General features: G+C 48.9%; 22 protein-coding genes, 2 tRNA genes and 1 other RNA gene. 13 read left to right on the top strand and 12 right to left on the bottom strand.

The window, feature by feature from the left end:
* The first annotated feature begins 144 nt into the window (after window positions 1-144).
* The 10 genes from rpe to MUG09_RS07645 all read left to right on the top strand — a co-directional run bounded on the left by rpe (window position 145) and on the right by MUG09_RS07645 (window position 8,710).
* Complete coding sequence (gene rpe / locus MUG09_RS07690) at window positions 145-813, top strand: ribulose-phosphate 3-epimerase (protein WP_244775118.1); 669 nt, start codon at window positions 145-147, stop codon at window positions 811-813.
* On the top strand, window positions 810-1,247 hold the full coding sequence (gene dtd / locus MUG09_RS07685; protein WP_244775115.1) for a D-aminoacyl-tRNA deacylase: 438 nt from the start codon (window positions 810-812) through the stop codon (window positions 1,245-1,247). Before rpe ends, dtd begins: the two co-directional genes overlap by 4 nt.
* 67 nt (window positions 1,248-1,314) lie before the next feature.
* The gene (gene recA / locus MUG09_RS07680; protein WP_244775113.1) at window positions 1,315-2,400 is read left to right on the top strand and encodes a recombinase RecA; all 1,086 of its coding nucleotides are present in this window, start codon (window positions 1,315-1,317) and stop codon (window positions 2,398-2,400) included.
* Window positions 2,401-2,476: 76 nt separating this feature from the next.
* A complete protein-coding gene (locus MUG09_RS07675; protein ID WP_244775110.1) occupies window positions 2,477-3,445 on the top strand; it encodes a segregation and condensation protein A in 969 nt (322 codons plus the stop codon).
* An 11-nt stretch (window positions 3,446-3,456) separates the two neighbouring features.
* A complete protein-coding gene (scpB, locus tag MUG09_RS07670; protein ID WP_244775108.1) occupies window positions 3,457-4,062 on the top strand; it encodes an SMC-Scp complex subunit ScpB in 606 nt (201 codons plus the stop codon).
* On the top strand, window positions 4,059-4,811 hold the full coding sequence (locus MUG09_RS07665) for a pseudouridine synthase (protein ID WP_244775106.1): 753 nt from the start codon (window positions 4,059-4,061) through the stop codon (window positions 4,809-4,811). The genes scpB and MUG09_RS07665 overlap by 4 nt, the downstream gene beginning before the upstream one ends.
* Window positions 4,805-5,449, top strand: a complete 645-nt coding sequence (cmk, locus tag MUG09_RS07660) for a (d)CMP kinase (RefSeq protein ID WP_244775104.1) — start codon at window positions 4,805-4,807, stop codon at window positions 5,447-5,449. The genes MUG09_RS07665 and cmk overlap by 7 nt, the downstream gene beginning before the upstream one ends.
* 30 nt (window positions 5,450-5,479) lie before the next feature.
* Window positions 5,480-7,195, top strand: coding sequence for a S1 RNA-binding domain-containing protein (locus tag MUG09_RS07655; protein WP_244775101.1), 1,716 nt, complete (start codon window positions 5,480-5,482; stop codon window positions 7,193-7,195).
* Window positions 7,196-7,265: 70 nt separating this feature from the next.
* On the top strand, window positions 7,266-7,955 hold the full coding sequence (locus MUG09_RS07650; RefSeq protein WP_244775098.1) for a tetratricopeptide repeat protein: 690 nt from the start codon (window positions 7,266-7,268) through the stop codon (window positions 7,953-7,955).
* 53 nt (window positions 7,956-8,008) lie between these two features.
* Window positions 8,009-8,710 (top strand): hypothetical protein, encoded by a 702-nt coding sequence (locus MUG09_RS07645; protein ID WP_244775096.1) that lies wholly within the window; start codon window positions 8,009-8,011, stop codon window positions 8,708-8,710.
* A gap of 116 nt (window positions 8,711-8,826) precedes the next feature.
* Here MUG09_RS07645 and glmS read toward each other — a convergent pair whose 3' ends face one another.
* From glmS to MUG09_RS07625, 4 genes are all read right to left on the bottom strand, one after another.
* Window positions 8,827-10,626 carry a glutamine--fructose-6-phosphate transaminase (isomerizing) gene (gene glmS, locus MUG09_RS07640; RefSeq protein ID WP_244775093.1) on the bottom strand — a complete coding sequence of 600 codons (1,800 nt, stop codon included), beginning with the start codon at window positions 10,624-10,626 and terminating at the stop codon, window positions 8,827-8,829.
* Between the two features lie 71 nt (window positions 10,627-10,697).
* Window positions 10,698-11,306 carry an ABC-2 transporter permease gene (locus MUG09_RS07635; RefSeq protein ID WP_244775091.1) on the bottom strand — a complete coding sequence of 203 codons (609 nt, stop codon included), beginning with the start codon at window positions 11,304-11,306 and terminating at the stop codon, window positions 10,698-10,700.
* A complete protein-coding gene (locus tag MUG09_RS07630) occupies window positions 11,303-12,154 on the bottom strand; it encodes an ABC transporter ATP-binding protein (RefSeq protein ID WP_244775089.1) in 852 nt (283 codons plus the stop codon). Before MUG09_RS07630 ends, MUG09_RS07635 begins: the two co-directional genes overlap by 4 nt.
* Before the next feature lies 1 nt (window position 12,155).
* The gene (locus tag MUG09_RS07625) at window positions 12,156-12,533 is read right to left on the bottom strand and encodes a GntR family transcriptional regulator (RefSeq protein ID WP_244775087.1); all 378 of its coding nucleotides are present in this window, start codon (window positions 12,531-12,533) and stop codon (window positions 12,156-12,158) included.
* Between the two features lie 106 nt (window positions 12,534-12,639).
* On the opposite strand from MUG09_RS07625, the gene mazG reads away from it, so the two are divergent.
* Entirely contained in the window at window positions 12,640-13,476 is an 837-nt protein-coding gene (gene mazG / locus MUG09_RS07620; RefSeq protein WP_244775084.1) for a nucleoside triphosphate pyrophosphohydrolase, read from the top strand.
* Window positions 13,477-13,479: 3 nt separating this feature from the next.
* Window positions 13,480-14,124: a GntR family transcriptional regulator gene (locus MUG09_RS07615; RefSeq protein WP_244775082.1), complete on the top strand. Its 645-nt coding sequence runs from the start codon at window positions 13,480-13,482 to the stop codon at window positions 14,122-14,124.
* On the opposite strand, the gene MUG09_RS07610 is transcribed toward MUG09_RS07615, so the two are convergent.
* The 8 genes from MUG09_RS07610 to MUG09_RS07575 form a co-directional block, all read right to left on the bottom strand.
* Window positions 14,113-16,593, bottom strand: coding sequence for a TIGR03936 family radical SAM-associated protein (locus MUG09_RS07610; protein WP_244775080.1), 2,481 nt, complete (start codon window positions 16,591-16,593; stop codon window positions 14,113-14,115). The two genes, MUG09_RS07615 and MUG09_RS07610, sit on opposite strands and share 12 nt — an antisense overlap.
* A gap of 14 nt (window positions 16,594-16,607) precedes the next feature.
* The gene (locus tag MUG09_RS07605) at window positions 16,608-17,375 is read right to left on the bottom strand and encodes a hypothetical protein (RefSeq protein ID WP_244775079.1); all 768 of its coding nucleotides are present in this window, start codon (window positions 17,373-17,375) and stop codon (window positions 16,608-16,610) included.
* A gap of 27 nt (window positions 17,376-17,402) precedes the next feature.
* Window positions 17,403-17,743: RNase P RNA component class A (gene rnpB, locus MUG09_RS07600), an RNA gene on the bottom strand.
* An 8-nt stretch (window positions 17,744-17,751) separates the two neighbouring features.
* The gene (locus tag MUG09_RS07595; protein WP_244775078.1) at window positions 17,752-18,570 is read right to left on the bottom strand and encodes a zinc ribbon domain-containing protein; all 819 of its coding nucleotides are present in this window, start codon (window positions 18,568-18,570) and stop codon (window positions 17,752-17,754) included.
* Between the two features lie 17 nt (window positions 18,571-18,587).
* Complete coding sequence (gene rpoD, locus MUG09_RS07590) at window positions 18,588-20,645, bottom strand: RNA polymerase sigma factor RpoD (protein WP_244775077.1); 2,058 nt, start codon at window positions 20,643-20,645, stop codon at window positions 18,588-18,590.
* Window positions 20,646-20,667: 22 nt separating this feature from the next.
* A complete protein-coding gene (gene dnaG, locus MUG09_RS07585) occupies window positions 20,668-22,464 on the bottom strand; it encodes a DNA primase (protein ID WP_244775076.1) in 1,797 nt (598 codons plus the stop codon).
* Window positions 22,465-22,472: 8 nt separating this feature from the next.
* A complete protein-coding gene (locus tag MUG09_RS07580; protein ID WP_244775075.1) occupies window positions 22,473-22,913 on the bottom strand; it encodes a YkgJ family cysteine cluster protein in 441 nt (146 codons plus the stop codon).
* A gap of 62 nt (window positions 22,914-22,975) precedes the next feature.
* Window positions 22,976-23,057 (bottom strand) — tRNA-Tyr (locus MUG09_RS07575).
* A 132-nt stretch (window positions 23,058-23,189) separates the two neighbouring features.
* Here MUG09_RS07575 and MUG09_RS07570 point away from each other — a divergent pair.
* Window positions 23,190-23,261 (top strand) — tRNA-Thr (locus tag MUG09_RS07570).
* The last annotated feature ends 41 nt before the right edge of the window (window positions 23,262-23,302 follow it).

The raw sequence follows: 23,302 nt of genomic DNA, 5'->3' as shown, positions 1-23,302 counted from the left end.
TTTCAATCAACTTACATTACTATACCATGCTTTGAAAAAACTAGCAATTGATTTTCAGAAAGGCAAAAAACATATTAACAGATATATAGTATTTATGCGATAAATGACATTGCAAAACCTCTTTCTACCTGCTATAACTGGAGTATGGAAAAAACATCCCTGATTATCGCACCAAGCATGCTTTCATCTGATTTTTCCCGTACCGCCGAGGAAGTGGAAAGCATCAACAAAAGTGGTGCTCAATGGGTTCATCTCGATGTCATGGACGGCATGTTTGTACCCAACATCACCTTCGGCCCCAAGTTCATCAAAGACTTGCGTCCTCACTCCGATCTGGTTTTTGACACCCATCTGATGGTCAATGAACCTGAACGATATGTTGCCCACTTTGCGCAGAGCGGCAGTGATTACATTACCGTGCATGCCGAGGCTTCGGTGCATCTTCACAGGACGTTGCAGATGATCAAGGACAGCGGATGCAAAGCCGGCGTATCGCTTATCCCTTCCTCCTCGGTCACGTCGATTCTTCCGGTCCTGGACATGGTCGACCTTATCCTCATCATGACTGTCAACCCCGGATTCGGCGGCCAGAGCCTGATTCCTTCAACCTTGGAGAAAATCAGCGAACTGGCTTCAATCAGGGAGAAGAAAGGATACGACTATTTGATCAGCGTCGACGGCGGCATCAATCTGTCGACGGTGGGAACCATTGCAAGACTGGGAGCTGATGTGGCTGTCTGCGGCAGTGCCTTTTTCTGTGAACAGGACCGTTTTTCTTTTGTCCAGGCGATGGTGGAACACGCAAGGGTATGAAAGCTGTTATCCAACGGGTAAAGCATGCTCAGGTTGTCGTTGATCGGGAAGTGGTGGGCTGCATCGACCATGGCTTGTTGGTGTATTTGGGGATAGGCAAGGGAGATTCGAAGCAGAACCTATCCTGGTTGTGCCGAAAAATTGTCAAGCTTCGTGTTTTTTCCGATGAGATGGGCAAAATGAACAAGGCGTTGGATGAAGTTGGTGGACAACTTTTGGTAGTCAGCCAATTCACCTTGCTTGCCAACCTTCGCAAGGGAAATCGCCCCTCATATGATGATGCGGCCGACCCAAAGGAGGCAGAGGCCTTGTATGAAGAAGCTCTCCTACTCTTCAAATCGATGGGATATTCAGTGGCCGCCGGCCGCTTTGGTGCGCATATGGACGTTTCGTATATGAATGACGGACCGGTTACCTTTGTGTTGGAAGCATGATGTGAAGCAATTACGACTTGGCCTACCCTTATAAGGGAAAGGGCTGATAGAGCCTGAGGAGCAAACTATGGCAAAGAATAAAGAAGCGTCGTTTCCGATAGACCTCAACCAGAAGCGTGAGGCTTTGGAGGCAGCAAGGATCCAGATCGACAAGCAGTTCGGCAAGGGTTCGTTGATGAAGTTGGGTGACAGCGAGGAGTCCTTGGACATCGGATACATTTCCTCAGGGTCCCTGTTGCTTGATGAAGCCCTTGGAATAGGGGGATACCCTAAGGGTAGGGTCATCGAAATCTACGGCCCTGAAAGCAGTGGTAAAACAACCTTGGCGCTTCATGCCATTGCTGAAAGTCAAAAAGCGGGGGGGATTGCCGCCTTCATCGATGCCGAGCATGCGATGGACCCCAGTTATGCCAAGAAGCTTGGGGTGAACATCGATGAGTTGTGGATCAGCCAGCCTGACAGCGGTGAACAGGCCCTTGAAATTGCCGAGTCATTGGTTCGCAGTGGTGCGGTGGATGTCATCGTTGTCGACTCTGTTGCCGCACTGACCCCGCAGGCGGAAATCGACGGGGATATGGGCGACAGCCATATGGGTCTGCAAGCTCGTCTTATGAGCCAGGCCCTCAGAAAGCTGACAGGACTGCTCTCCAAGAGCAATACTACCATAATTTTCATCAATCAGATTCGCATGAAGATCGGGGTAATGTTCGGCAATCCCGAGACGACCACCGGTGGTAATGCCTTGAAGTTTTATGCCTCGGTCCGCATTGAAGTGCGAAAGATTGAATCGCTGAGCAAGGGCGCTGATGATATCATAGGTAATAGGATCCGTATCAAGGTCGTCAAGAACAAGGTTTCTCCTCCTTTCAAGAAGGTGGAACTGGATCTTATGTTCGGCGAGGGCATCAGTTACATTTCCAGTGTGCTCGATGCTGCACTCAAGTATGAGATGTTGGAGAAGAGTGGATCCTGGTACTCCTACAACGGTGAAAAAATCGGGCAGGGCAGGGACAAAACCCTCGATTTCCTTAAAGATAATCCTGATATCGTTGCTGATCTGGATGTGAAGCTCCGTGCTCTTATGTTCCCTAAGAAAGTGAAAGAACCAAAAAACGGGAAGGAAGCCACGAAGGAAAAGGATTCGTCGGTATAAGTGACCCGCACAAGCGCTCTTATTGAGCGCTTCCTTGTCATGGAGCCCCTGCTTGGGTATACTCATTGCAAGGGTGATGGCAGTGTTGAATCAAGATAATCAAAAAGAGAATACCGGGGGTGGGAAGACATTTCATACCCCCATCTTTGATGGTCCTTTGGACCTTCTGCTCTTTTTGATTCAAAAGAGTGAAATCAATATTTATGACATTCCCATCAGTGCCATAACCGACCAGTTCCTTGCCTTCTTGAAACAGGAAGCGTTCATGGAACTGGGCGATCTTACTCAGTTTTATAAAATGGCTGCCGATCTCCTGTACATTAAAAGTCGAATGTTGCTGCCTGTGGATTTGGAGTTCGACGAAGAGTACCAGGACCCCAGACAGGAATTGGTCGAGCGCTTGCTGGAGTATCAGAAATTCCGAAAATACACCGACTTGTTGACCAATACCTCTGGTTCGGGGGAACTGTTCATCAGTCGCAAAAGCTCTCAATTCAGGTTGCCTTTCGGTGACGAGGAGTTGTTTGCCGAGGTATCGCTGCAGGATTTGCTCGCAACATTTTCACGATTGATGACCACTATTACACCGAACAAGGTGTTCAATGTATATGAATCGGTTACCGTCAATGAGAAGATTGCCTTGATGCAGGAGTTGTTTGAGACCAAGGAGTATATCAGCATCGAGGATATCATCATCCACCTGGATACACCGTTGCACATCATCTGCTCCTTCATGGCCATTCTTGATGCATGCAAGCTTCGCATGATCACCTTGGTGCAGACCCAACCTTTCGGACCCATCATGATTCGTCGTCGTGATGAGGCCTTTGCGATTGATTTCGACCAGTTTTATGACGAGGATTCCGACTTGGATTTTGAGGAACTTCCCGCTGCTGCGATAACAGACGATGAAGAACTGGAATTTTTTACAGAAGATTCCGAGCAAGATGCAGAATCTGATTGTACAACTACTGACGCCGGTCGGGTTTTTCTGTATGATGATGAAAGTGAGGAGGAGCAAATCTTCCTTGACGATGATGAATAGGAGCGTTGGTGGTGGATAAGAAGAGGCAAACCGGCAATGATTTGCTGGGTCAAGGCCCCCTCTTGAGTACAGAGGCCCGTTTGGTGGAAATCATTCTCTTTTTGGAGAATGAACCGGTGAGCTTGGAAAAATTGATGAAAATGACATCCTTCAGTGAGGAGACAGCCAAGGCTGCTCTTGCACAAATCAAGGAGCATTATGCACTCTTTCTCCATGGGCTTGATCTTGTTGAGAGCCAAGGTTCGTATCATTTCCTTCCATCCTCCGATTTACACGATAAGTTGCGCTCTTGTTACGGCAAGCGTGTCGACAGGCGTCTTTCGCGTGCAGCCTTGGAAACTCTCTCCATTGTTGCCTACAGTCAGCCGATTACCCGCAGGGAAATAGACAATATCCGTGGGGTGGCCAGTGACACCATCATCAGGTTGCTGAGAGAGCGTGAGTATATCAAAGTGGTTGGCCGAAAGGACGTTCCCGGTCATCCTTGTCTGTATGGAACGTCAAGAAAGTTCCTCTTCGAATTCAACCTGAGCAGCATAAGCGCTCTACCCAAGCTTTCGGATATTGACCGTTTGCGGTTTGAAACGGAGACGACACAGGAGATTGAAACAGAATGAAATTGGAATATCCGATTCGTCTACAGGCCTATATGGCCAAGAGCGGTTGTGGTTCAAGAAGGTTTTGCGAAACCTTGATTACCGCAGGCAGAGTTACGATCAATACCAAGCGGGTGACCGAGCTTGGTACCAAGGTCAATGAGGAAGATGTAGTCATGGTCGATGACCAGCTGGTCGAACCCGCCGACAGGACGTATTACTACGCCCTCTACAAACCGCGCGGATATGTCTGCACAAACTACGACCCCAACGAGAAGCTGTATGCCCGCGACCTCATCGACATCGCCGACAAGAACCTGCTTTTCCATATCGGAAGGCTGGACAAGGAGTCCAGCGGCCTGATTCTCTTCACCAACGACGGAGATGTCGCCCAGAAGGTGATGCACCCGTCCCGGGAAATCGAGAAGGAGTACCTGGTAAGTTGTTCTACCGAGGTGAGAAGGGAAGACCTGGAAGAAGCTTTGAAGGGAATCTATATCGATATTCCCCAGCCGTACCGCATCAAGCGATTTGAAATTCTTTCCAAGAAGTGGGTGAAGATCATTCTTACTGAAGGCAAGAATCGTGAAATCCGTAAGATTTTCAGCTACTACGGCTACGATGTCAAACAGCTTGTGCGCATGAGAATCGGCTGCATCGAACTTGGCGACATGCAGCCGGGTCAGTATCGTGCAGTATTCCCCTCTGAAATCGAGGCCATGCTCAAAGGGGAGACAGAACCTGTAAAGAAGAGGAAAGTCTCATGGTAGTTGCAATCGATGGACCAGCGGGGGTGGGCAAGAGCACCATTGCAAAAATGATTGCTCGGTCCTGTGATTTTTATTATTTGAATTCCGGCTCGTTTTACCGTGCCTATACCTACCTGCATATTCAACTGGGCAAAGATCCGATGGATTTTCCTTCCGTCCTTGAGACTGCGAAACAGCATGTCCTTACTGTGGGGGATGGGCGTATCTGTGTGGGAGGAGAGGATGTGGAGGACAAGCTCCATACCAATGAGGTTGACCGGTATGTTGCGAAAATCTCCGCGTATCCTCCACTGCGCGAGCATGTGAACGAGCAACTCAGAAGAATTTCCAAAGACTTGGATGTGGTCGTCGAAGGCAGGGATATTACTACGGTTGTGTTCCCCGATGCCGAGCTGAAGTGCTACTTTGATGCCAAGGCTGAAGTCCGGGCAGAACGCAGGTTCAAACAGCATCCAGACGGCCCTTCCTATGAGACGGTGCTCAAAGAGATCAAGGAGCGAGACCACATCGATAGAACAAAGCCTGTAGGGGCTTTGCAAGTGGCCGATGGAGCGCTGTACATCGATACCTCGTACTTGACTATGGTGCAAGTTTGTGAGAAAGTGTTATCTGCTATTTTTACGCTTAAGGCGAAGTAAATAGGTAAATTTAGGATCAGGAGAAATCAAGTGGCTGAAGAACAAGAAATGGATGAAAAGAAGACCAAAATGCAGGATATGCTGCAGGAGGAGTATCTTAAATCTCTTGATGGAATCGAAGACGGTCAGCTCGTGGCCGGTACTGTTGTCCAGGTAAACAACGAGTATGTATTCGTGGATGTCGGTTACAAGAGCGAGGGTCGCATCTCTCGTGATGAGTTCGCATCTATTCCCGAAGTTGGTGAGGAAGTAAAAGTCGTCATCATCAATAAGGAAGGAAAGGGCGGTCAGATCGTCGTTTCCAAGAAGCGCGCCGATTTCAAGGAACGCACCGATGAACTGAAGGCTGCTGCTGAAAGCAGATCTCCCGTTTTGGGCAAATTTGAGAAAGTAATCAAGGGTGGCTTCGAGGTCGATCTCGGAGGCGAGTACAAGGGGTTCTGCCCCCTCTCCAAGGCTGACGTTGTGAGAGTCGAGGAACCGGAAACATTGATCGGAGTAACTGATTACTTCATCATCGACAAGTTCCATGGCGGCACCAAGCTCAAGAGCGTGGTGAACAGACGTGAGTATCTTGACCAGAAAATCAAAGAAAATAAAGAGAAGTTCTTCTCGACCGTACAGATCGGTGACGTCGTCGAAGGTGTGGTTAAGTCCTTTACCTCCTTCGGGGCATTCATTGACCTTGGTGGTTTTGATGGACTGTTGCATATCAATGACATGAGCTGGGGCCATGTCACCCGTCCTAAGGATTTTGTCAAGAAGGGTCAGGTTGTACAGCTCAGACTCATCAACATCGATCCCGAGACGCAGAAGATCAACCTGTCGCTCAAGCACATGCAGGAAGACCCCTGGACGACCTTCGAGCAGAAGTACAACGTCGGTGATACCATCAAGGCACCGGTAACCAAGATTACCACCTTTGGTGCATTCATCGAGATCGAGCCCGGCATCGAGGGCCTTGCCCACATTTCCGAGCTCTCCTGGACCAAGCGGGTCAACAACCCCAAGGACGTCCTGGATGTCGGCGATGTCGTCGAGGCAAAGGTTCTTGGGTATGACTTGGACAAGAAGCGTGTTTCCTTGGGTCTCAAGCAGCTTGAGGAAAACCCCTGGGATACCATTGTGGAGCGCTATCCTGTCGGCATGACACTTTCCAAGCCGGTTGTGAAGATCACCAACAGTGGTGCCTTTGTAAATCTCGAGGAAGGTATCGACGGCTTTTTGCACATTGATGACATTTCCTGGACCAAGAAAGTCAAGAACATGGCTTCCTTCTGCGCCGAAGGTGATGTGATCGACGTTGTGGTAATCCGTGTCGAACCGGACAACCGCAGAATCCGCCTTGGCGTGAAGCAGCTCGAGGGCAATCCCTGGCAGACTCTTCGTCACGACTATCCGAAGTTCAGCACCATCAGCGGTGTCATCACCAATGTGACTGACTTTGGCGTATTCGTGAAGGTCATGGGTGACATTGAAGGACTGATCAGCAAGTACAACTTGGTCGGACCCGATGAAGAGTATACCGATGAGGCCCTCAAGAAGTTCAACGTTGGTGATCCCATCACTGCCATGGTTGTTGAATGCAACCCGACTACCCAGAAGCTTTCACTCTCCATCAAGGAGATGGTCAAGCGTTCCCAGCAGTCCGAGATTGCAAAATACATCCATGAGGATGATGACAGTGATACCTTCTCCCTTGCAGACATGATGCGTTACAAGGATGAGGATAGGGAAGACAACTAAGGTTGTGTTCCACCATACCAGGCGGCACACAGCCGCCTGTGTTTTATACCCTTGATAACGGAGATGTATGATGAGTAAGAATAAGAAGGATTCAGCTGAACTTACCTTGACTGAAAGAATCGAAGGATCATTGAATAGCTTTTTGGCCCGTAACAAGAAGGTAGCCATCATTGTCTTGGCAGTCGTAGTTATCGGTCTGATTACACTTGGCATCGTCACCTCGGTCAATAACAAGAATCTGCAGGCGCAGTTCAATACTATTGACCTTTTGGAGACTGCTTATTCTGATCTTCAGGTCATGGGCTCGGAGGATGAGGGCTATCAGGCAAAGTACGATGAACTCGTTGCCGGCTTGAATGACCTTTCCGTGAAAGGCAAAAAGTATCCCAGCCTTAAGGCTCAATACCTGTTGGGTATGGTGGCTTTTGAGAAAGTGGAGTACCAGAAATCGCTTGACAGCTTTGTCTTGACGTACTCGAATGCAGGAAAGAACTACCTTGCATCACTGGCTCTGACCAACGCTGCAGTAAGTGCTGAGGAACTTGGTAATGATTCCTTGGCTCTCGAGTACTATACAAAGGTCATTGATGAGTTTGGCTTGTCTGCCGCAGAGGCTCCAAAGGCTTTGTTCGGTCAGGCTCGCCTGCAGGAGAAGAGCGGTAATACCGAGCTCGCGAAAGCAACGCTCCAACAGCTCGCCGACCAATTCCCAACTTCTGAGTTTGCCAAGATTGCAACCAATAGACTTGCACTTTTGTAGGTAAACGGGGTAGGGTAGTTTAGAACCCACCGTGAAGAGAGGAGACAGATGCCATGAAGATGAGAAATCACATTCTTCGTATGGTGTCTGTCTTTTTTCTTGTGTTGATGCTGGTGGGGTGTGGGATAATGACTGTATTCTCAATCGATTACTCATTCGATTCTATTACTACTACATTCACATTTACAAATCCTGATAATATACTCAGCTGGATCAAGCAATCCACAGGGCCCTCTCTCTTGCTTGCATACATTGTCACTGATGAACCGGCAAATCCTACTATACTCTCAACAAAATTCAATTCAGAATTCAGAAGGAATATTGTTGATGGCAGAATGATTTCTTCCGGATCTGTAATTTTAAATACCACATCAAATAACAAAGAATACACGTTATACAAATTGTCGGATTCAAACAGTAATGAATTCAATGCACCATATTTCTTTTCTACTGCAACAAATCCTTTGAATCCTGACATCCAATTTTCTGTATCTCTCACTTCAAATAATACATTGCAATTCACTGTGATTTCCGGCTCCTATACAAATCCAAGCCTAGAGTTAACCAGGTTTAATGGAGAATCTTTTATTACCGTACCGAGTGAAGTAGCAGATTTCCCAGACTATGTAGTATCGAGTACTGCTGTAGGCTCTTTATATATTCATGTCTATGCTGCCATCAATATCTCAGAAGGTGATTTTTCCAATAAATATTGGACACGCCTTGAATCTGTCGCATCGATTCAGCTTATATAATAACCTCAATAGTGTACCTACTCTCCTACAGTAGTGATTTTGTATAAAATGTAAATAATATATATTCTGTTAACTAGAAACCCTACCAAACAGAATCTGTTTGGATTCATCCGGTATTACTCGACAGTAACCGACTTGGCCAGGTTTCTTGGCTTGTCCGGATCGTTTCCCTTAAGGACTGAACAGTAGTATGCATAGAGCTGGCTTACAATGACACTGAGAACAGGACTGAACAATGGATGCGTCTGAGGCAGCCTGAAAATGGCATCCGCGGTATCATCGAAGGTATGGACATCCTCAAAGGTAATTACCAACGCTGTAGCGCCTCTTGCTTTTACTTCCTTGATGTTGGAATCCATCTTTGCATACAAGGATGGTTGGGTGCATAGTGCAACAACCAGCGTAGAAGTATCAACCAAGGCGATAGGTCCATGCTTGAGTTCGCCGGCGGCAAATGCCTCGCTGTGTGTATAGCTGATCTCCTTGAGCTTGAGGGCGCTCTCAAGACTTATGGCAAAATCAACCAGCCGTCCCATGAAGAATACTTTTGTTTTGTTGAACTGGCTGGCTGCAAACCGCTGTATATCTTCCTGCCTGTCGATGAGCAACTGTGTCTTGCCAGGCAGTTGATCGAGAGCCTCCAAAAGCCCCGATCGTTCCTGTTTGGCAATCAAAGAAGCTATGGTGAAGAGACTCAAGAGCTGTGTTGTAAAGGCCTTTGTTGAGGCTACAGCGATTTCCGGACCGGCTTGGGTATACAGGACCCAATCGGCTTCTCTGCTGAGCGTACAGCCCACTACATTCGTCAGGGCGATCGTCGGAATACCCAGCTCCTTCAACAAACGAAGAGATGCAATGGTATCGGCGGTTTCACCGCTCTGGCTGATAAGCAGACATACTTCGCCTTCCTTGCGGATATGGGGCCTATATCTGAGTTCACTGGCTACAAGCACTTCCACCGGCAGGCCGGCAACCTGTTCAATCACATAGGAAGCAACCATTGCAGCATGATAGGCGGTTCCACACCCGGTTATTAAAAGATGCTTGCAATTTTCCAAGAGATTTTCGATTTGGACGGGAAAGGACAATGAACCATCCTTATATCTGGCCCGCAAGGTATCGCGTAGTGCTTTGGGCTGTTCGCAAATCTCCTTGAGCATGAAGTGTTCGAAACCGCATTTCTCTGCAGCTTCCATATCCCAGTCGATCGTCTGAATCTCCCGCTCGATCTCATCCCCATCAAGATTATAGATGTGGACTTCATGCTGAGTGAGCGTGGCTACTTCCAAATCCTCTAGATATTGAACCCCCCTGGTGTGACTCAAAAGCGGAGGAACATCACTGGCAAGCATTGTGAAATTCTCCGCCCGTCCTATCACCAAGGGACTATCCTTTCTTGCAACAACCAACAGCTGGGGATGTTGGCTGCACGCAACCGCGATGGCATATGAACCTTCCAGCCTTTTTACCGTCTCGGTCACTGCAAGAAGCAAATCGCCGTTGTAGTGGAAGTCGATCAAATGAGCGATGACCTCGCTGTCGGTCTGGCTAGCAAACGTAACTTGGTGTTTTTCAAGCCAAGCCCTCAGTTGGGCATGGTTCTCAATGATCCCGTTGTGTACAACGGCAATGCTCTGTGATACATCGGTGTGTGGATGGCTGTTCAGGTCGGAAGGCTCCCCATGAGTCGCCCACCTTGTATGTGCGATACCGCACTTACCGGCAATCGGCTTTTGCTGAACCAAGAGCTCCAAATTGGAAAGCCGTCCCTTAATCTTGCGGATTTGCAGGCTTTTATGCTCATCGACCAAGGCGATACCAGCAGAATCATAGCCACGATACTCCAGCTTGCGAAGTGCTTCCAGCAAAATGGAGGAAGCTTCCTCAGATCCGACATACCCCACAATACCGCACATACAACACCCCCAACAGGACAGGTTACTGCTGTAGTAGCATGATTTATGCTCTTTTTGCTAGAGTTTTGGCGTCATGAACCAGAAAATTCCTTGTTTTTCATAATCGAACACGAGAGAAAATAGCTTGCAATCAAACCCGCCAACGCTGCAACCGGTAAAGCAAATGCCAGGGAGACAGGCATAGAAGGACCTTTCTGGAATGTAGAAAGAGCCGACCCAATGGACATCAAGCCGATCATGACCAAAATATAGTACAGCCTGCTCTTCTCAAAACCAAATTTCAAGATCAAGGGGTAATTGATGGCAACAAACAAGGAGCCGAAGGTGAATTGGGTGACGGCATTCGACAACATCGTCTTCAGTTCCAATACCGAAGCTGCAAGACCGACGATCAAAACCAGCAGTATCGAGACGACGATGGAAATAAGTGCCAGCACATACTTACTCTTCACAATTTGGATCCTGGAGAATGGAAGGGCGCACGCATAGGCTTCCCAACCGTCATTTTGGTCATAAGCCAGGGTGGTAAAACCCATCAGCAGCGGCATCATGGTTGCCATTACCGTATTGACCAACCCACCCTGCACTCCTGCAAGAACAACAAAAATGGCAATCGCAAAAAGCATTATCAAGTTGCGCTTGCGTATCAGAAACACATCCTTGAGCAACAAAGCCATCATGCAGCGCCTCCTTTCCTGGACAAAAGAATGATCAATTCTTCCAAGTTGAGCCTTCTGGCTTCAACAAACGAAGGCACATCCTGTGCTCTCATCAACAGCTCCACCTGGAACGATCCGTCGCGCCTTGCCACAATCGCATCGCTATCAATATCGGCTTCCATCTGATGAGTTGTCTGTACCAATCGGAACTCATCGAGCAATTCGTCCTTTTCACGGGTGAACCGTATCCGCCCATGTTCCAAGAACGTGACATAATCACAGAGCTTTTCCAAATCACTGGTGATATGACTGCTGATAAGAATCGTATGGCTCTCATCCTCCCGGAACTCTGAAAGAATGGTGATAATTTCATCTCGTGCCAAGGGATCCAGACCGCTGGTTGGTTCGTCCAGAATCAAGAGAGAGGCCTGATGACTGAGTGCAACCGCAAGCTGGAGTTTCACTTTCATGCCTCGTGAATACATTCGATACTGCTTCTTCGCATCAAGCTGGAACTGCTTAAGCAACAGGTCATACCGAACTTGATCCCATCCATGGTAGGTTTGTTTCAATACATCAGACAGCTGTTTTGCATTCATAAGACTGGGAACCGAAGCATCTTCCACAATGAAACCAATGTTCTGCCGGATCTCTGTATCCTGACCGATCGCATGAGAACCCAAGACCGAAAGGTCTCCTGAATCAGGAAACAACAAGCCGAGCAGCAGTTTTATCGTGGTGGTCTTGCCGCAGCCGTTCGCTCCAATCAAACCATGCACCGTTCCAGTGGCTATATGCAAATCATTAATATCCAAAGTGAATGACCCGTAGGATTTTTTCAGATTCGAACAGTGTATTGCGCTCTCCATCTTATCGTTCTCCCTCTGTAAGTAATTGATACATCATTCCAAGCTCCTCTTCGCTGAGCCCGATGAACTGGGCAAGCAAATGAATCGAACGCATATGATCCTCGATTTTTTTCAAGTATTCCTCTTTCAGTTGTTCATGGCTACGCGCTGCAACATAGCTTCCTTTAGCAGCGATGGTCTCGATGTATCCTTCCCGTTCAAGTTCGTCATACGCACGTTTGGTGGTTATCACACTGATGCGCAGTTCCTTGGCAAGAGCTCTGATTGAAGGCAACAATTCGCCTTCCTTGAGAATGCCAGACACTATCTGGGTACGCATCTGATGGGCAATCTGCTCGTAAATCGGGTCCTGATTGGTATTTGAGAGGATAATATCCACCCTGTACTCCTTCTGTATATGTACAGTATATACAGTTATAACATCATGTCAAGAGGCTTTGCCTTTTCTGTTCTCAAGATTGCCGTTAACAGGTATACTCGTACACATGATTGACTTCACCTATGAAAAGAAAACCACCCTTCAGGATGCCCTGATGCAGTTGTTTGCAATTGTCACCCTGCTTCGCAGCGAGCAAGGCTGTCCCTGGGACAGGGAGCAGAGCCCCAAACAAGTCTCGACACACCTCATCGATGAGACGTATGAATACCTTGATGCAGTGCTTTCCGATGACAAGGAAGGACAGAGCGAGGAGCTCGGCGATGTACTTCTCAATGCAATGATGCTATTGGAAATGCATCAGGAAACAGATCCTGCTGCCGGCATCGAAGCACTCAATCTGGTGTGCGAGAAGTTGATCCGCAGGCATCCCCATGTCTTTTCCGACCAGAAAGTTGCAAACAGCAGTGAAGTGATAGATGTATGGAATGCCATTAAAGTTGATGTTGAAGGGAAAACCCATCAAAAGGATGATTTCTTCAGTCGTGTCCCCCCTTCCCTTCCCCCCTTGGAAATGGCCAATGAAATCCAGAAGAAAATCCGCAAGGTAGGCTTCGACTGGCCCGATGCCCAAGGAGTGTTCGACAAGGTGCAGGAAGAGCTTGCTGAAGTCGTTGAAGCATATAGGAATCCCCGCGATGAGAGGGAGGATCTTGAGATGGAATTGGGAGACCTGCTTTTCTCAGCGGTGAACCTTTGCCGCTTTTTGGGCTTCAATCCTTCCTTGGCCCTGCACCGCTCGAATCAAAAAATGAGGAGTCGGTTCAATGCCCTCTACCAACGAGCGCAAGCTGAAGGCGTGCAGCTGAACCAAGAGAACCTTGCTGAGATGGACCGGCTTTGGGAAGAGATCAAAGCCGAGCGGCGTTTACAGCATGAGGAGTGAGCGATGATGGAACCATTGCAGCCAAACCGTACCAGCAAACGGGAAAAGAGCGCCATTTATGAAAGGATTGCTGTGGATATCGCCAAACGAATCGCCAACGAGGAGTTGGCCGAAGGGGTGAAATTATCCGGGAGAACGCTGCTCAGCGGCGAATACGGAGTGTCGCCTGAGACCATTCGGCGCTCCTTCGCCATTCTCGAGGAGCAAGGCGTGGTGGAAGTCATGCACAATAGCGGTGTCAAGGTAAAAAGCCGCAAACAAGCAAAGACATTTATCGAGACCTATGACAAGCACGATGAATCGAAACAGTTGCTGCAGCGCATGCGTACGCTCCTTGATGAACATGAAGCCTTGGACAGAGAGTTCTTCTCCCTTGCAAAACAGTTGTTTACGATCAATTCCCGCTTTGCAGAGTCCAATCCTTTCCCGGTCTTCAGCTATACAGTCAATCAATCGAGTACAGTTATCGGCAAATCCCTGGGTGAGCTGCATTTCTGGCAGGAAACCGGTGCTACGGTGGTCGCAGTAAGAAGAGAGGGTGCAATCACCCTCTCCCCTGGCCCATATTTCGGCCTGCAGGCCGATGACATCCTGATGATGGTTGGACCTCAGGAGGCCCTTCCACATATCGAACGATTACTGAATTGAATGTTGTTCCTTCATGAGCGAAGTGAAGAAAGCAGGATAGGAGACTTCCCAGGAACCGGCGAACAGGGCCCTTCTTGTTATACGCAGACGGCTGGCAAGTGCAAACTTGTCAGTTTCGCTGCCAAAGAGCAGTTTTACCAAGTTCTTCTCACCTTCCAAACGGACGGAGAACAAACCTTCGGCTTCCTTGCGCACAACCACATCCTTCAATTCCTGGTTGCAGAACGATTCCAATATCAAACGGCTCTCTTCATCCGCACGGGTCTCAATGGTATAGAGACTGCCCTTCAGATACTTCGCCAACGTCTGTTTCTTGTCGAGTCGGAGAAAGATCACTTCTTTAATCTCATACCCGGCATTCAGGGCCAAGCTCAGTTTCTTCTTGACTTCAGATTCAGTCAGGCCCTCGAAATCAATCAACTCGGCAAGCATCACTTCCTCATCTCCTGCGATGCCGACAGAAAGCGGATTGACAAATTCAAGCTTGGGTTTGGGATTGAATCCCTGGGTGAACTGCACCCCCACCTTGGAACGCTGGAAAGCCATCTCAAAATTGCGCATGGCATGAATGTGACTTATATAGAGCGATCGGCCGAACCTTCGGTAGGTGATCAGAGCCTGTACCGTCTTCTCCACCGTCTCCACCTTCGGCTCGACTGCCAAGGTCTTGTTCCTGACCTGTTCGAGTATCGGGTCCTTATGCGTGGTATCCATGACTTCGGTGACCTTAGAACACACACCGCAGAGATGGTTGCATGATTCAAAGCACCGCTCGGTCAAGAGCAGGCTCTTGGCCATTTCATACTCATCCTTGAGGAATTTCTTGCTGACCCGCATGCTCACCGAGTCCCAGGGAAGGTCCTCGTCCAAGCCGTATGGATCGAAGATGCAGGTATCAGGGTTGTAGGAAGCCTCCTTGATCGCCTCCATCCACAGCTCTGCCTTCAGATGCTCGTCCCATGCATCCAGACGGCAACCCTTGCGATAGGCAGATTCTATGACCTCCGCGTACCGCTCATCACCGCGACTTATCAACCCCTCCAGATAACTGATATTGGGCTCATGATAACTCACCTTGCACCCTCTGATACGCTCATTAATTGCTTTCTTCAGTGAAGAGAGCTGCTCGTATGACTGCTTGGGCGTCAGCTGGCTGCACCATTGGAACGGTGTATGTGGCTTGGGGATGAAGGTCCCGATGTTGATGTTCATAGACAGACGCGTAGCATCGAAGATGGCACCGACATAATCGACGATAGCCTGGTTTTCAACCTCGCGGTCGACGAAGGGAAGCCCTATCATGAAGTAGAACTTGGCAAGCTTCCATCCCCTGCTCTTCGCCTCTCGGGCGATTTCAATGACCTGCTCAAGAGGAACCTCCTTATTCATGGCACGCTGCCAGGCTTCCTTTGGAGTTTCGATGGCAAAGGTCAGCCCGCTTTTACGGACTTCGGAAAGCTGTTCCAGAATACCCAACGAGAAGGAATTCACCTTCAGACTGGGAAGTGAGAAAGAGACATGTCTCTGTGAGTACTCGGTGTTGAGTGTTTCAATCAACTCCTTTATGTACGGATGGTCCCCGCTGGATAGTGATGAGAGCGTCACCTCACGATAGCCGAAATCGCTTACATGCTGTTCGACCTGCTCGGCCATGGTGCTGTACAGCTTCTGCCTATATGGCTTGTAGTATTGGCCTGCATGGCAGAAACGGCAGCTGTTGGGACAACCGCGCATGATTTCCACAACCCCGTTGTCCTGGGCGACCTTGAAGTTGGGAACCACATAGTGACGATAGGTATGCTTCCCGGGTGTTGCAAAGGTTGTATCAATGAAACGGGATGCCAGCTTTTTGCCCTTGTACCAAAGATAGGGAAGCTCTTTAAGCAACGCAATCTTCTCACTTCTGCTCTTATGCTGCTTCTTTGCTTCGAGCAAAAGTCCGGCCACTTCTTCCAGTCCACCCTCCGCTTCCCCGATATAGACAAAGTCCATGAAAGGAGCGAATGGAAGTGGATTGGTTGCAGCGGGTCCGCCGCAGATGACAATCGGATGCTCGTCGGTTCGGTCGACGGCGTGCAGGGGAATCAAGCCAAGTTCGAGAACCTGCAAAATGTTGGTGGCACAGAGTTCATACCCGATGGAGATGCCGAGCATATCGAGCTCGGAAAGCGGCTTCTGAAGATCCAAGGTATACAGGGGGATCTGTTTCTGTCGAAGCAACTTTTCAAAGTCATGGGCAACGGAGAAGACTCTGTCACAGTAGACCTCTTCCATGTTGTTGAGCAAGTCATAAAGAATACGCACTGCATTGTTGCTCATGCCAATCTCGTACAAGTCAGGAAAGCAGATGGCCGTATACAGATTCACCTTCGAAAGGTCTTTCTCTCCATAGTGGAACTCCCCACCCGTATAGCGGGCTGGATTTTGAATCATCAACAGGTCATCGGCGATAGTATCTACAATCTGCATAGCATAATCCTTGTTCATGGTAATGTGTTTGCCAAGCTTTGGTATTTGTTTGCCTGAACGCGCTGGTCGGCTTGGCTGGCGAACCGGGCAAGGGCAGTATACAGGTTTTTCTTCATTGTGCCATCAAGAATCCTGTTCTCATACGATAGAGCGAACACGAAGTAGTCATAGGCACGCTGGACACCGTTCTCCATGCTGGAGGCATACTGCAGCAGGGTTACCGCATGCTCGTCCGAAAGTGAAGAAAACGCTTGTTTTACCAGCGAGAAAGAGGCCTTGGCTTCCACTAATACCGTTGCATAGGCGAAGCTGTCGATGGTCTCCTTCAAATACGTGGTAAAGATTCTATGGGCGTCATCGGTCCTTGTCCTGGAAAGCAGCGCCTGATACAATTCTTTTGCTGTCCGCTCATCCAAGGCCTGTTTCTCTTCAAGCAGCAGACCCATGTCGATGACAAGTTCGGCATCCCCAACCCGGTTGCCCAACAGCACGGCAAGCTGTGCAGCCGCTGCCGAAGCACCCTGTTTCCCTGTCATGGCCAGATACAAGTGCAGGCTCGATGCAGCTTCCTTAAGTTTTCCAAGACGTTCCTGGGCCAATGCAACATAGTAGAGCGAGCTCTTTTGATAGGTTGCAGAGAAATCATCGCTGGCTGCACGCTCGAGTTTCTCAAAATCACCTTGCAGGGCAAGCTGGTCAAGCGAAGGACCGTTTTTCCTGCAACCTGCAAAGAGCAAACAAAAAGAGAACAGAAGAAGGGTGCAATAACGCGATCTCATCATCCTCTGTTCTCCTATCACTATGCAAAAAAAACAAGGCAGGCAATAAGCCGGGTTCTGTATCTGATGATCATCTATCCACGCTTCTTGTTACCAAGACGCTGTAGCAACCTACCCGCAGGCTCAAGGCGGACCACCCAACCTGCTGCTTGATTTTGCTCCTGACGAGGCTTACCCTGCCACTTCTGTTGCCAGAAGTGCGGTGGGCTCTTACCCCACCATTTCACCCTTACCGATCGCTCGGCGGTATATTTTCTGTGGTGCTCTCTATAGCGTCGCCGCTCCCGGGTGTTACCCGGCATCATGTCCTATGGAGCCCGGACTTTCCTCAAGCGGCCTTTCGACCGCCCGCGATCATCTCGCCCACCTTGTAAAAATCCTAGAGAAGGTCGTCGAATTCACTGGAATCGACAAAGTCGGCAAGGCCGCCCTCTTCAATCTCAATATCCTCGATTCTCTTGCGGAACTGCTCGTCGGCACCCTCAACCTCTTCATAGTAGAGGATTCGGCTGCAATACGGACAGAATTCAATCTCCTTTGCCGAACGAACAACATTGACGAACTGGATGGGAAGCACAATGTGACACCCCTGGCAAACCAAGCCATGGATGGGAACAATACCCTTTCCCTTCTTGTTCTTCACAATATTGCAGAACTTGTTGTACAGGTCTTCGGTTATATCGCCGCTGATGTACTGCTCGCACTTGGTCTCAAGCTTGGAAAGCTGGTTTCTCTTGTCGGAGAGCAAGGCTTCGATTTTACTGGCCTCGTTGTCCACTTCCTGTTTTTGCAGCATCATCAACTGCTCTTTCTCGGTAAGACGGTCACTGAATTCGTGAACCTGCTTCTCCTTGACATGCAGTTGCTTGAGCAGACTCTGCTCCTTTGCAGATGCATCCTTGATTTCTTTCTCGAGCGCTTCAAACTCGCGCTGTGTAGAGATCAACTCCATCTGCTTCTCGGAGTTCTCACGGGCATGTACTGCATCATCATACTGGATGCGCAGGCTTCTGAGATCATCCTTGGCTGTTTCACTTCTGGCATGTTCATCAATATATTCCAAGTTGATCTTGTCCAGCAGTTCCTGCTTGACTTTCAGATCTCTGGGCAACTTGACAATCTCATCCTCAAGGGCAAACCGTAAGGTCAGGTCCTCCTGCAATTGGCTGAGCTTTGCAAATACTTCTGCTTCTTCCATCATCTTCTCCCTGTATCTCAAATGAAATCCTTCAATTTTCTACTACGCTTGGGATGCCTGAGCCTCCTGAGAGCCTTCGCCTCAATCTGGCGGATACGTTCCCTGGTCACCTCAAAATACAATCCAACTTCCTCCAGTGTCAATGAATATCCGTCCTCGAGGCCGAATCTCATCTTCAGGACCTCCTGTTCACGTGCAGGAAGGGTTGCAAGCACATCCTTGAGCTGTTCCTGAAGCAACGAGTATGCGGTCTGAGTGGCTGGATTCTCCACCTCCTTGTCCTCGATGAAGTCGGAAAGCAACGAGTCTTCCTCTTCGCCCACCGGGGTTTCCAGGCTGATCGGTTCACGGGCGACGTTCTTCACCGCCTTGACCTTGCTCTCCGTCCAGCCGAGCTTTTCAGCAACTTCCTCGTCGGTAGGTTCACGACCAAGCGATTGCATGAGCATTCTCGACTCCCTGACCACCTTGTTGATCTGCTCGATCATATGCACAGGAACGCGGATCGTACGGGCTTGGTCGCTGATAGACCGGGTGATCGCCTGCCGTATCCACCAGGTTGCATAGGTGGAGAACTTGAAGCCCTTGCGGTACTCGAATTTCTCTACGGCCTTGATCAAGCCGATGTTGCCTTCCTGAACCAAATCAAAGAAGTGCAGGCCACGGTTGGTGTACTTCTTTGCAATGGATACGACCAACCTGAGGTTGGCCCGGATCAATCGGTCCTTGGCATCCTTCATCATCTTCTGGCCGTACTTGATCTTGGTGGAGTGTAGCAGGATGTTATCGCATGTCTCCTCGAACTGATACTCAATCTGTCTCAAATCCTTCTCTGTAAGTTGAAGTTCACGGATCAGATCCTTGATGGTATCGCTGGACAGATGGAGTTCCTCTTCGATTTTTGCACTTCGGGACTGGGTTGCCAGATCGCGTCCGAGCTGCCTCAATTCCTTGGCCGAAGAAATATGCAACTTGTTCTCAAGCTGCTGTTTCTTCTCCTTATAGGAACGAATCCTATTCTCTGCATCGACGAAATCGTGAGTGAAGGAGGTGATTTCCTCGGGCTGCAAATCCACTTTCGCAAGTTTCTTCAGCAACGTGATGCGCGTCTTGATCAACGCCTCATCATGCAGTACATCCTCTCCGCTGCTGATCATCTGCTCTTTCTTTGCAATATAGTTCTTCAGGCCCGCCTGCACATCCTTTATCTGTTCCTTGTAGAATTGGGTGAACCGCTTCTGGTTGGTGACAAGCTCCTTGTAGTCCTTGGCGTTGTACTCTTCTTCCTGGCCTTCAATCTTGGTATTGAGCGTCTTGACGATCTCATGGAAACGGGTGATTAAAACCCCGCTTTCCTGAATGACCTCCTTGATGATCAAGGCACCGTCTTCCATCTTCTTGCTGAGCTCAACCTCTTGGTCTGCAGTAAGCAGATTCTCCTTGCCGATCTCACGCAGATAGAGGCGAATAGGGTCATCACCACTTGAATCACTCTTATCGGTTCCCAATATGGTGTTGTGACGGATGTGTTCGATGTCGCCGTCGTGGTCGTCAAGACTGGATATATCTACAAAGTGGTCGCTGCCACCTACCGTATCATCATCGGTTCCCATGCCGCTCCAGGCATGTTTCATCGAGGGAGACTGCTCCTCATCATCATCAAGGACAGCATCATCTTCCTCATCTTCGTCATCACTTTCCTCGCCGCCGCTTTTTTTTGCTTCAGGCTTATCATCGTGATGGCCGGAAAAGTCATCAATCAGAGCGTCAACGGAAAGATCGTCCTCAAGGTCGTCCTCAAGCAGGTCGACATCGTCCGGCTCATCATCCAGGTCGGTATCGATTTCATCCTCGGACGGTCCTTCGGCGTAGAGACCTGCAGCTGGAGCCTCATCACTTTCGGTAACGATTATCTCCAATTCACTGAGGGTCTGCATGATTTCATCGACAGCCTCATCCGTGGCATTCTGTGTACCAAGAGCCTTTCTGATATCCTCTTTCGTCACATGTCCGGTCTCTGCTGAACGCGCCACCATGTCCTTGACTATGGCCTGCGAAATGTTTTCATCAAGCATCTGTATTATCTACCTACCCTGTTTAAATATCCTGCTCGAGAATTCTCTTGAGTTGAGCAATCTTTGCATCAATCTCCGTCTTTTCCCGAAGCAATTCCTCAATTCCTTCATCCCCGGTACCATCCAAGAGACTGATATCCAAGAGCCGTTTATTACTCAACCGCTTTTTCTCGTACGTCCTCAATTGAATCCGATTCACCGCTTCATTGAGCACTCGTTGGGGAGCAAGCTTGAACTCCTCCATGGTAAAGGATGAAGCGACATCGCTGCGAAGCTGCTCATCATCTATCATTTGCAGGATGTATTCATCATGCTTGCCGACTTCTTCTCTCGCAGCTTCCTCCAATACGTCATACAGTGCTTCTGCTTCTGTATCTTCCAAGTCCTCAACAGCAATCTTATACCGTGTCTGCAGGTATAACTCCCTATTATTGACCAATGTCAACATCGCATACAAATCCACGGAGATTGTTGCAGGATTGAGTGGTTTGACCCGCGTCTCTCCTGTTGCCACCACCGTTTTCACTGCGGCAGGAGCATTCCGTGAATAATCGTCAAGTATCGACGATTCGTCAACATTCAAAACTGCTGCCAGTCCCTTGATCAGATCTTGCTTCTCAATAGACGACACAGTAGCGTCCAAATATGGTCTCACAGCGTTAAATACCGCGGTTTTGCCTTTGGGCGTCAGTATATCATACTGGTTTACGGCATTGTTTACAAGATAACGAAACCCTTGCTGCGGCTGTTGTAATGCTCTTTTCAGAGCCTCCTCACCCTCATGCTGCACCAACTCTGATGCATCCTTCGCAGAGCCCAGGGTGAGAACCGAATTCTCCATGCCGATATTCTGGGCGATCACCAGCGATTTTGCCGTTGCACTCTGTCCCGCCCGATCACTGTCAAAGAGAATTTCAACGGAGGTGCAGTAACGGCGCAGCAGCTTGGCCTGCTCTTCGGTGAAGCTGGTCCCCAAAGGAGCCATGGCATTGGTGAAGCCGCTCTGGTGCAAAGCCACCACATCGAAATTTCCTTCGCACAGGATGGCTTTTTGCCCTTTTTTTATCGTATCGAGCGACTCATAAAGACCAAACAGATGGTGTTTCTTACTATAAATTGCTGTTTCAGGGGTATTGATGTATTTTGCTTTTGAAGTGAAGGTAAGGTCCCGGCCTCCGAAGGCCACCGTCTTACCCTGCCAGCTGCGGATCGGAAACATCAGCCGGTCGCGAAACAACGGATACGTTGGATTGTTCTGGCTGAACAGACCGCTTCTTGCCAAGAGTTCGTCACTGTAATGCCGTTTTGTAAGAAAGGTATACAACCAGGAGCTGTCCTGTGGAGCATAGCCGAGATTGAAGGTTTCCCACATGGCCTCTGACACATTTCGCTCGCGCAGGTACGCCCTGGCATGCTCGCCTTGTGGTGATGATGTAAGCAAAAAATGGAAGGAGCCTGCTATCTTGTCGTATAGGTCGTACAGCGTTTCATTCAGATCCCTGGACTTCTTATCCTCCGGACTCTCCTCTGCAAGTTCGACGCCGGCCTTCTTTGCAAGGATTTTTACCGATTCAATGAACGGGACCTTCTCCATCTCCATGACGAAGTCGAACATGGACCCGCCCTTCTTGCAACTGAAGCAGTAGTAGAAGCCTTGGTCGTCGACTACGGAGAATGAAGGCGTCTTTTCCTGATGAAAGGGACACAGGCCCCAAAGCCTGCCTCCTCTGGATGAGAGGGTTACATAGTCTGAGACGACTTCACTGATGGGAATGCGTGCCTTGATCTGCTCAAGGACTGAATCGGACACTTTTGCCATAGGATGCCCTACAAACGGATAATCGGTTCTTGTCCGGTCTGCTGACGGAGAATCTCATCGATTTCCGTTTTTGAGTAGACCTTTCCTTTACCGATTCCCGGGCAAGATGCCTTCTCTGCTTCCCAACTCTCTTCGTTTTCCATTACGCTCCTCCAGAAAGGATAGGTGCGACATTGTCTGGGTCTCGCTTCGTAGACCGAACAACCCTGTTTCGTAAGGAAAATACAGTCGTAATTCTCTTTTTCCAGCAAACTGACCATACTGAATGAGCCCATGTTCACCAAACGGCAATAGGTGCGGATGAAACGTTCTTCGTCCATCGAAGTGAATGCGCAGAGCCTCTGTAGATCCTCTTGGGAAAGGAACACATAACCGGGCTCACAACTGCAACAATAATTGCAACCGGAAACACAGGTAAACGCCAAGCCTTTCTCATAAAAACAACGCATCAGCACCTCTTTCATCATAGAGAACGGAAAAGAGGCCTTCCTCAAAGAAGAAGGCCTCCAAGTGGAGAGAGAAGGATTCGAACCTTCGAAGGTGTAACCAACAGATTTACAGTCTGCCCCCTTTGGCCGCTCGGGAACCTCTCCATGCCAAAAGACAACCGTACATTACAAAGTATTGTATCTTTTGTCAACCGCTGATAGAAAAAAACTGACATCACTGAGTTTTTCGCATGGCTTGACAGAGAGTTTTTCTGTCGGTATATTGCAACAGTCCAAGCCGACTTAGCTCAGCGGTAGAGCACGTGACTTGTAATCTCGGGGTCGTCAGTTCAATCCTGACAGTCGGCTCGCAAGCATATCAGAAATTCTGGTATGCTTTTTTATTGTTT

Origin of the sequence: Sphaerochaeta associata, from assembly GCF_022869165.1 — a bacterium.
Classification (GTDB): domain Bacteria; phylum Spirochaetota; class Spirochaetia; order Sphaerochaetales; family Sphaerochaetaceae; genus Sphaerochaeta; species Sphaerochaeta associata.
The sequence above is the reverse complement of the archived record's forward strand: the minus strand, read 5'-3'. Positions and strand labels throughout refer to the sequence as shown.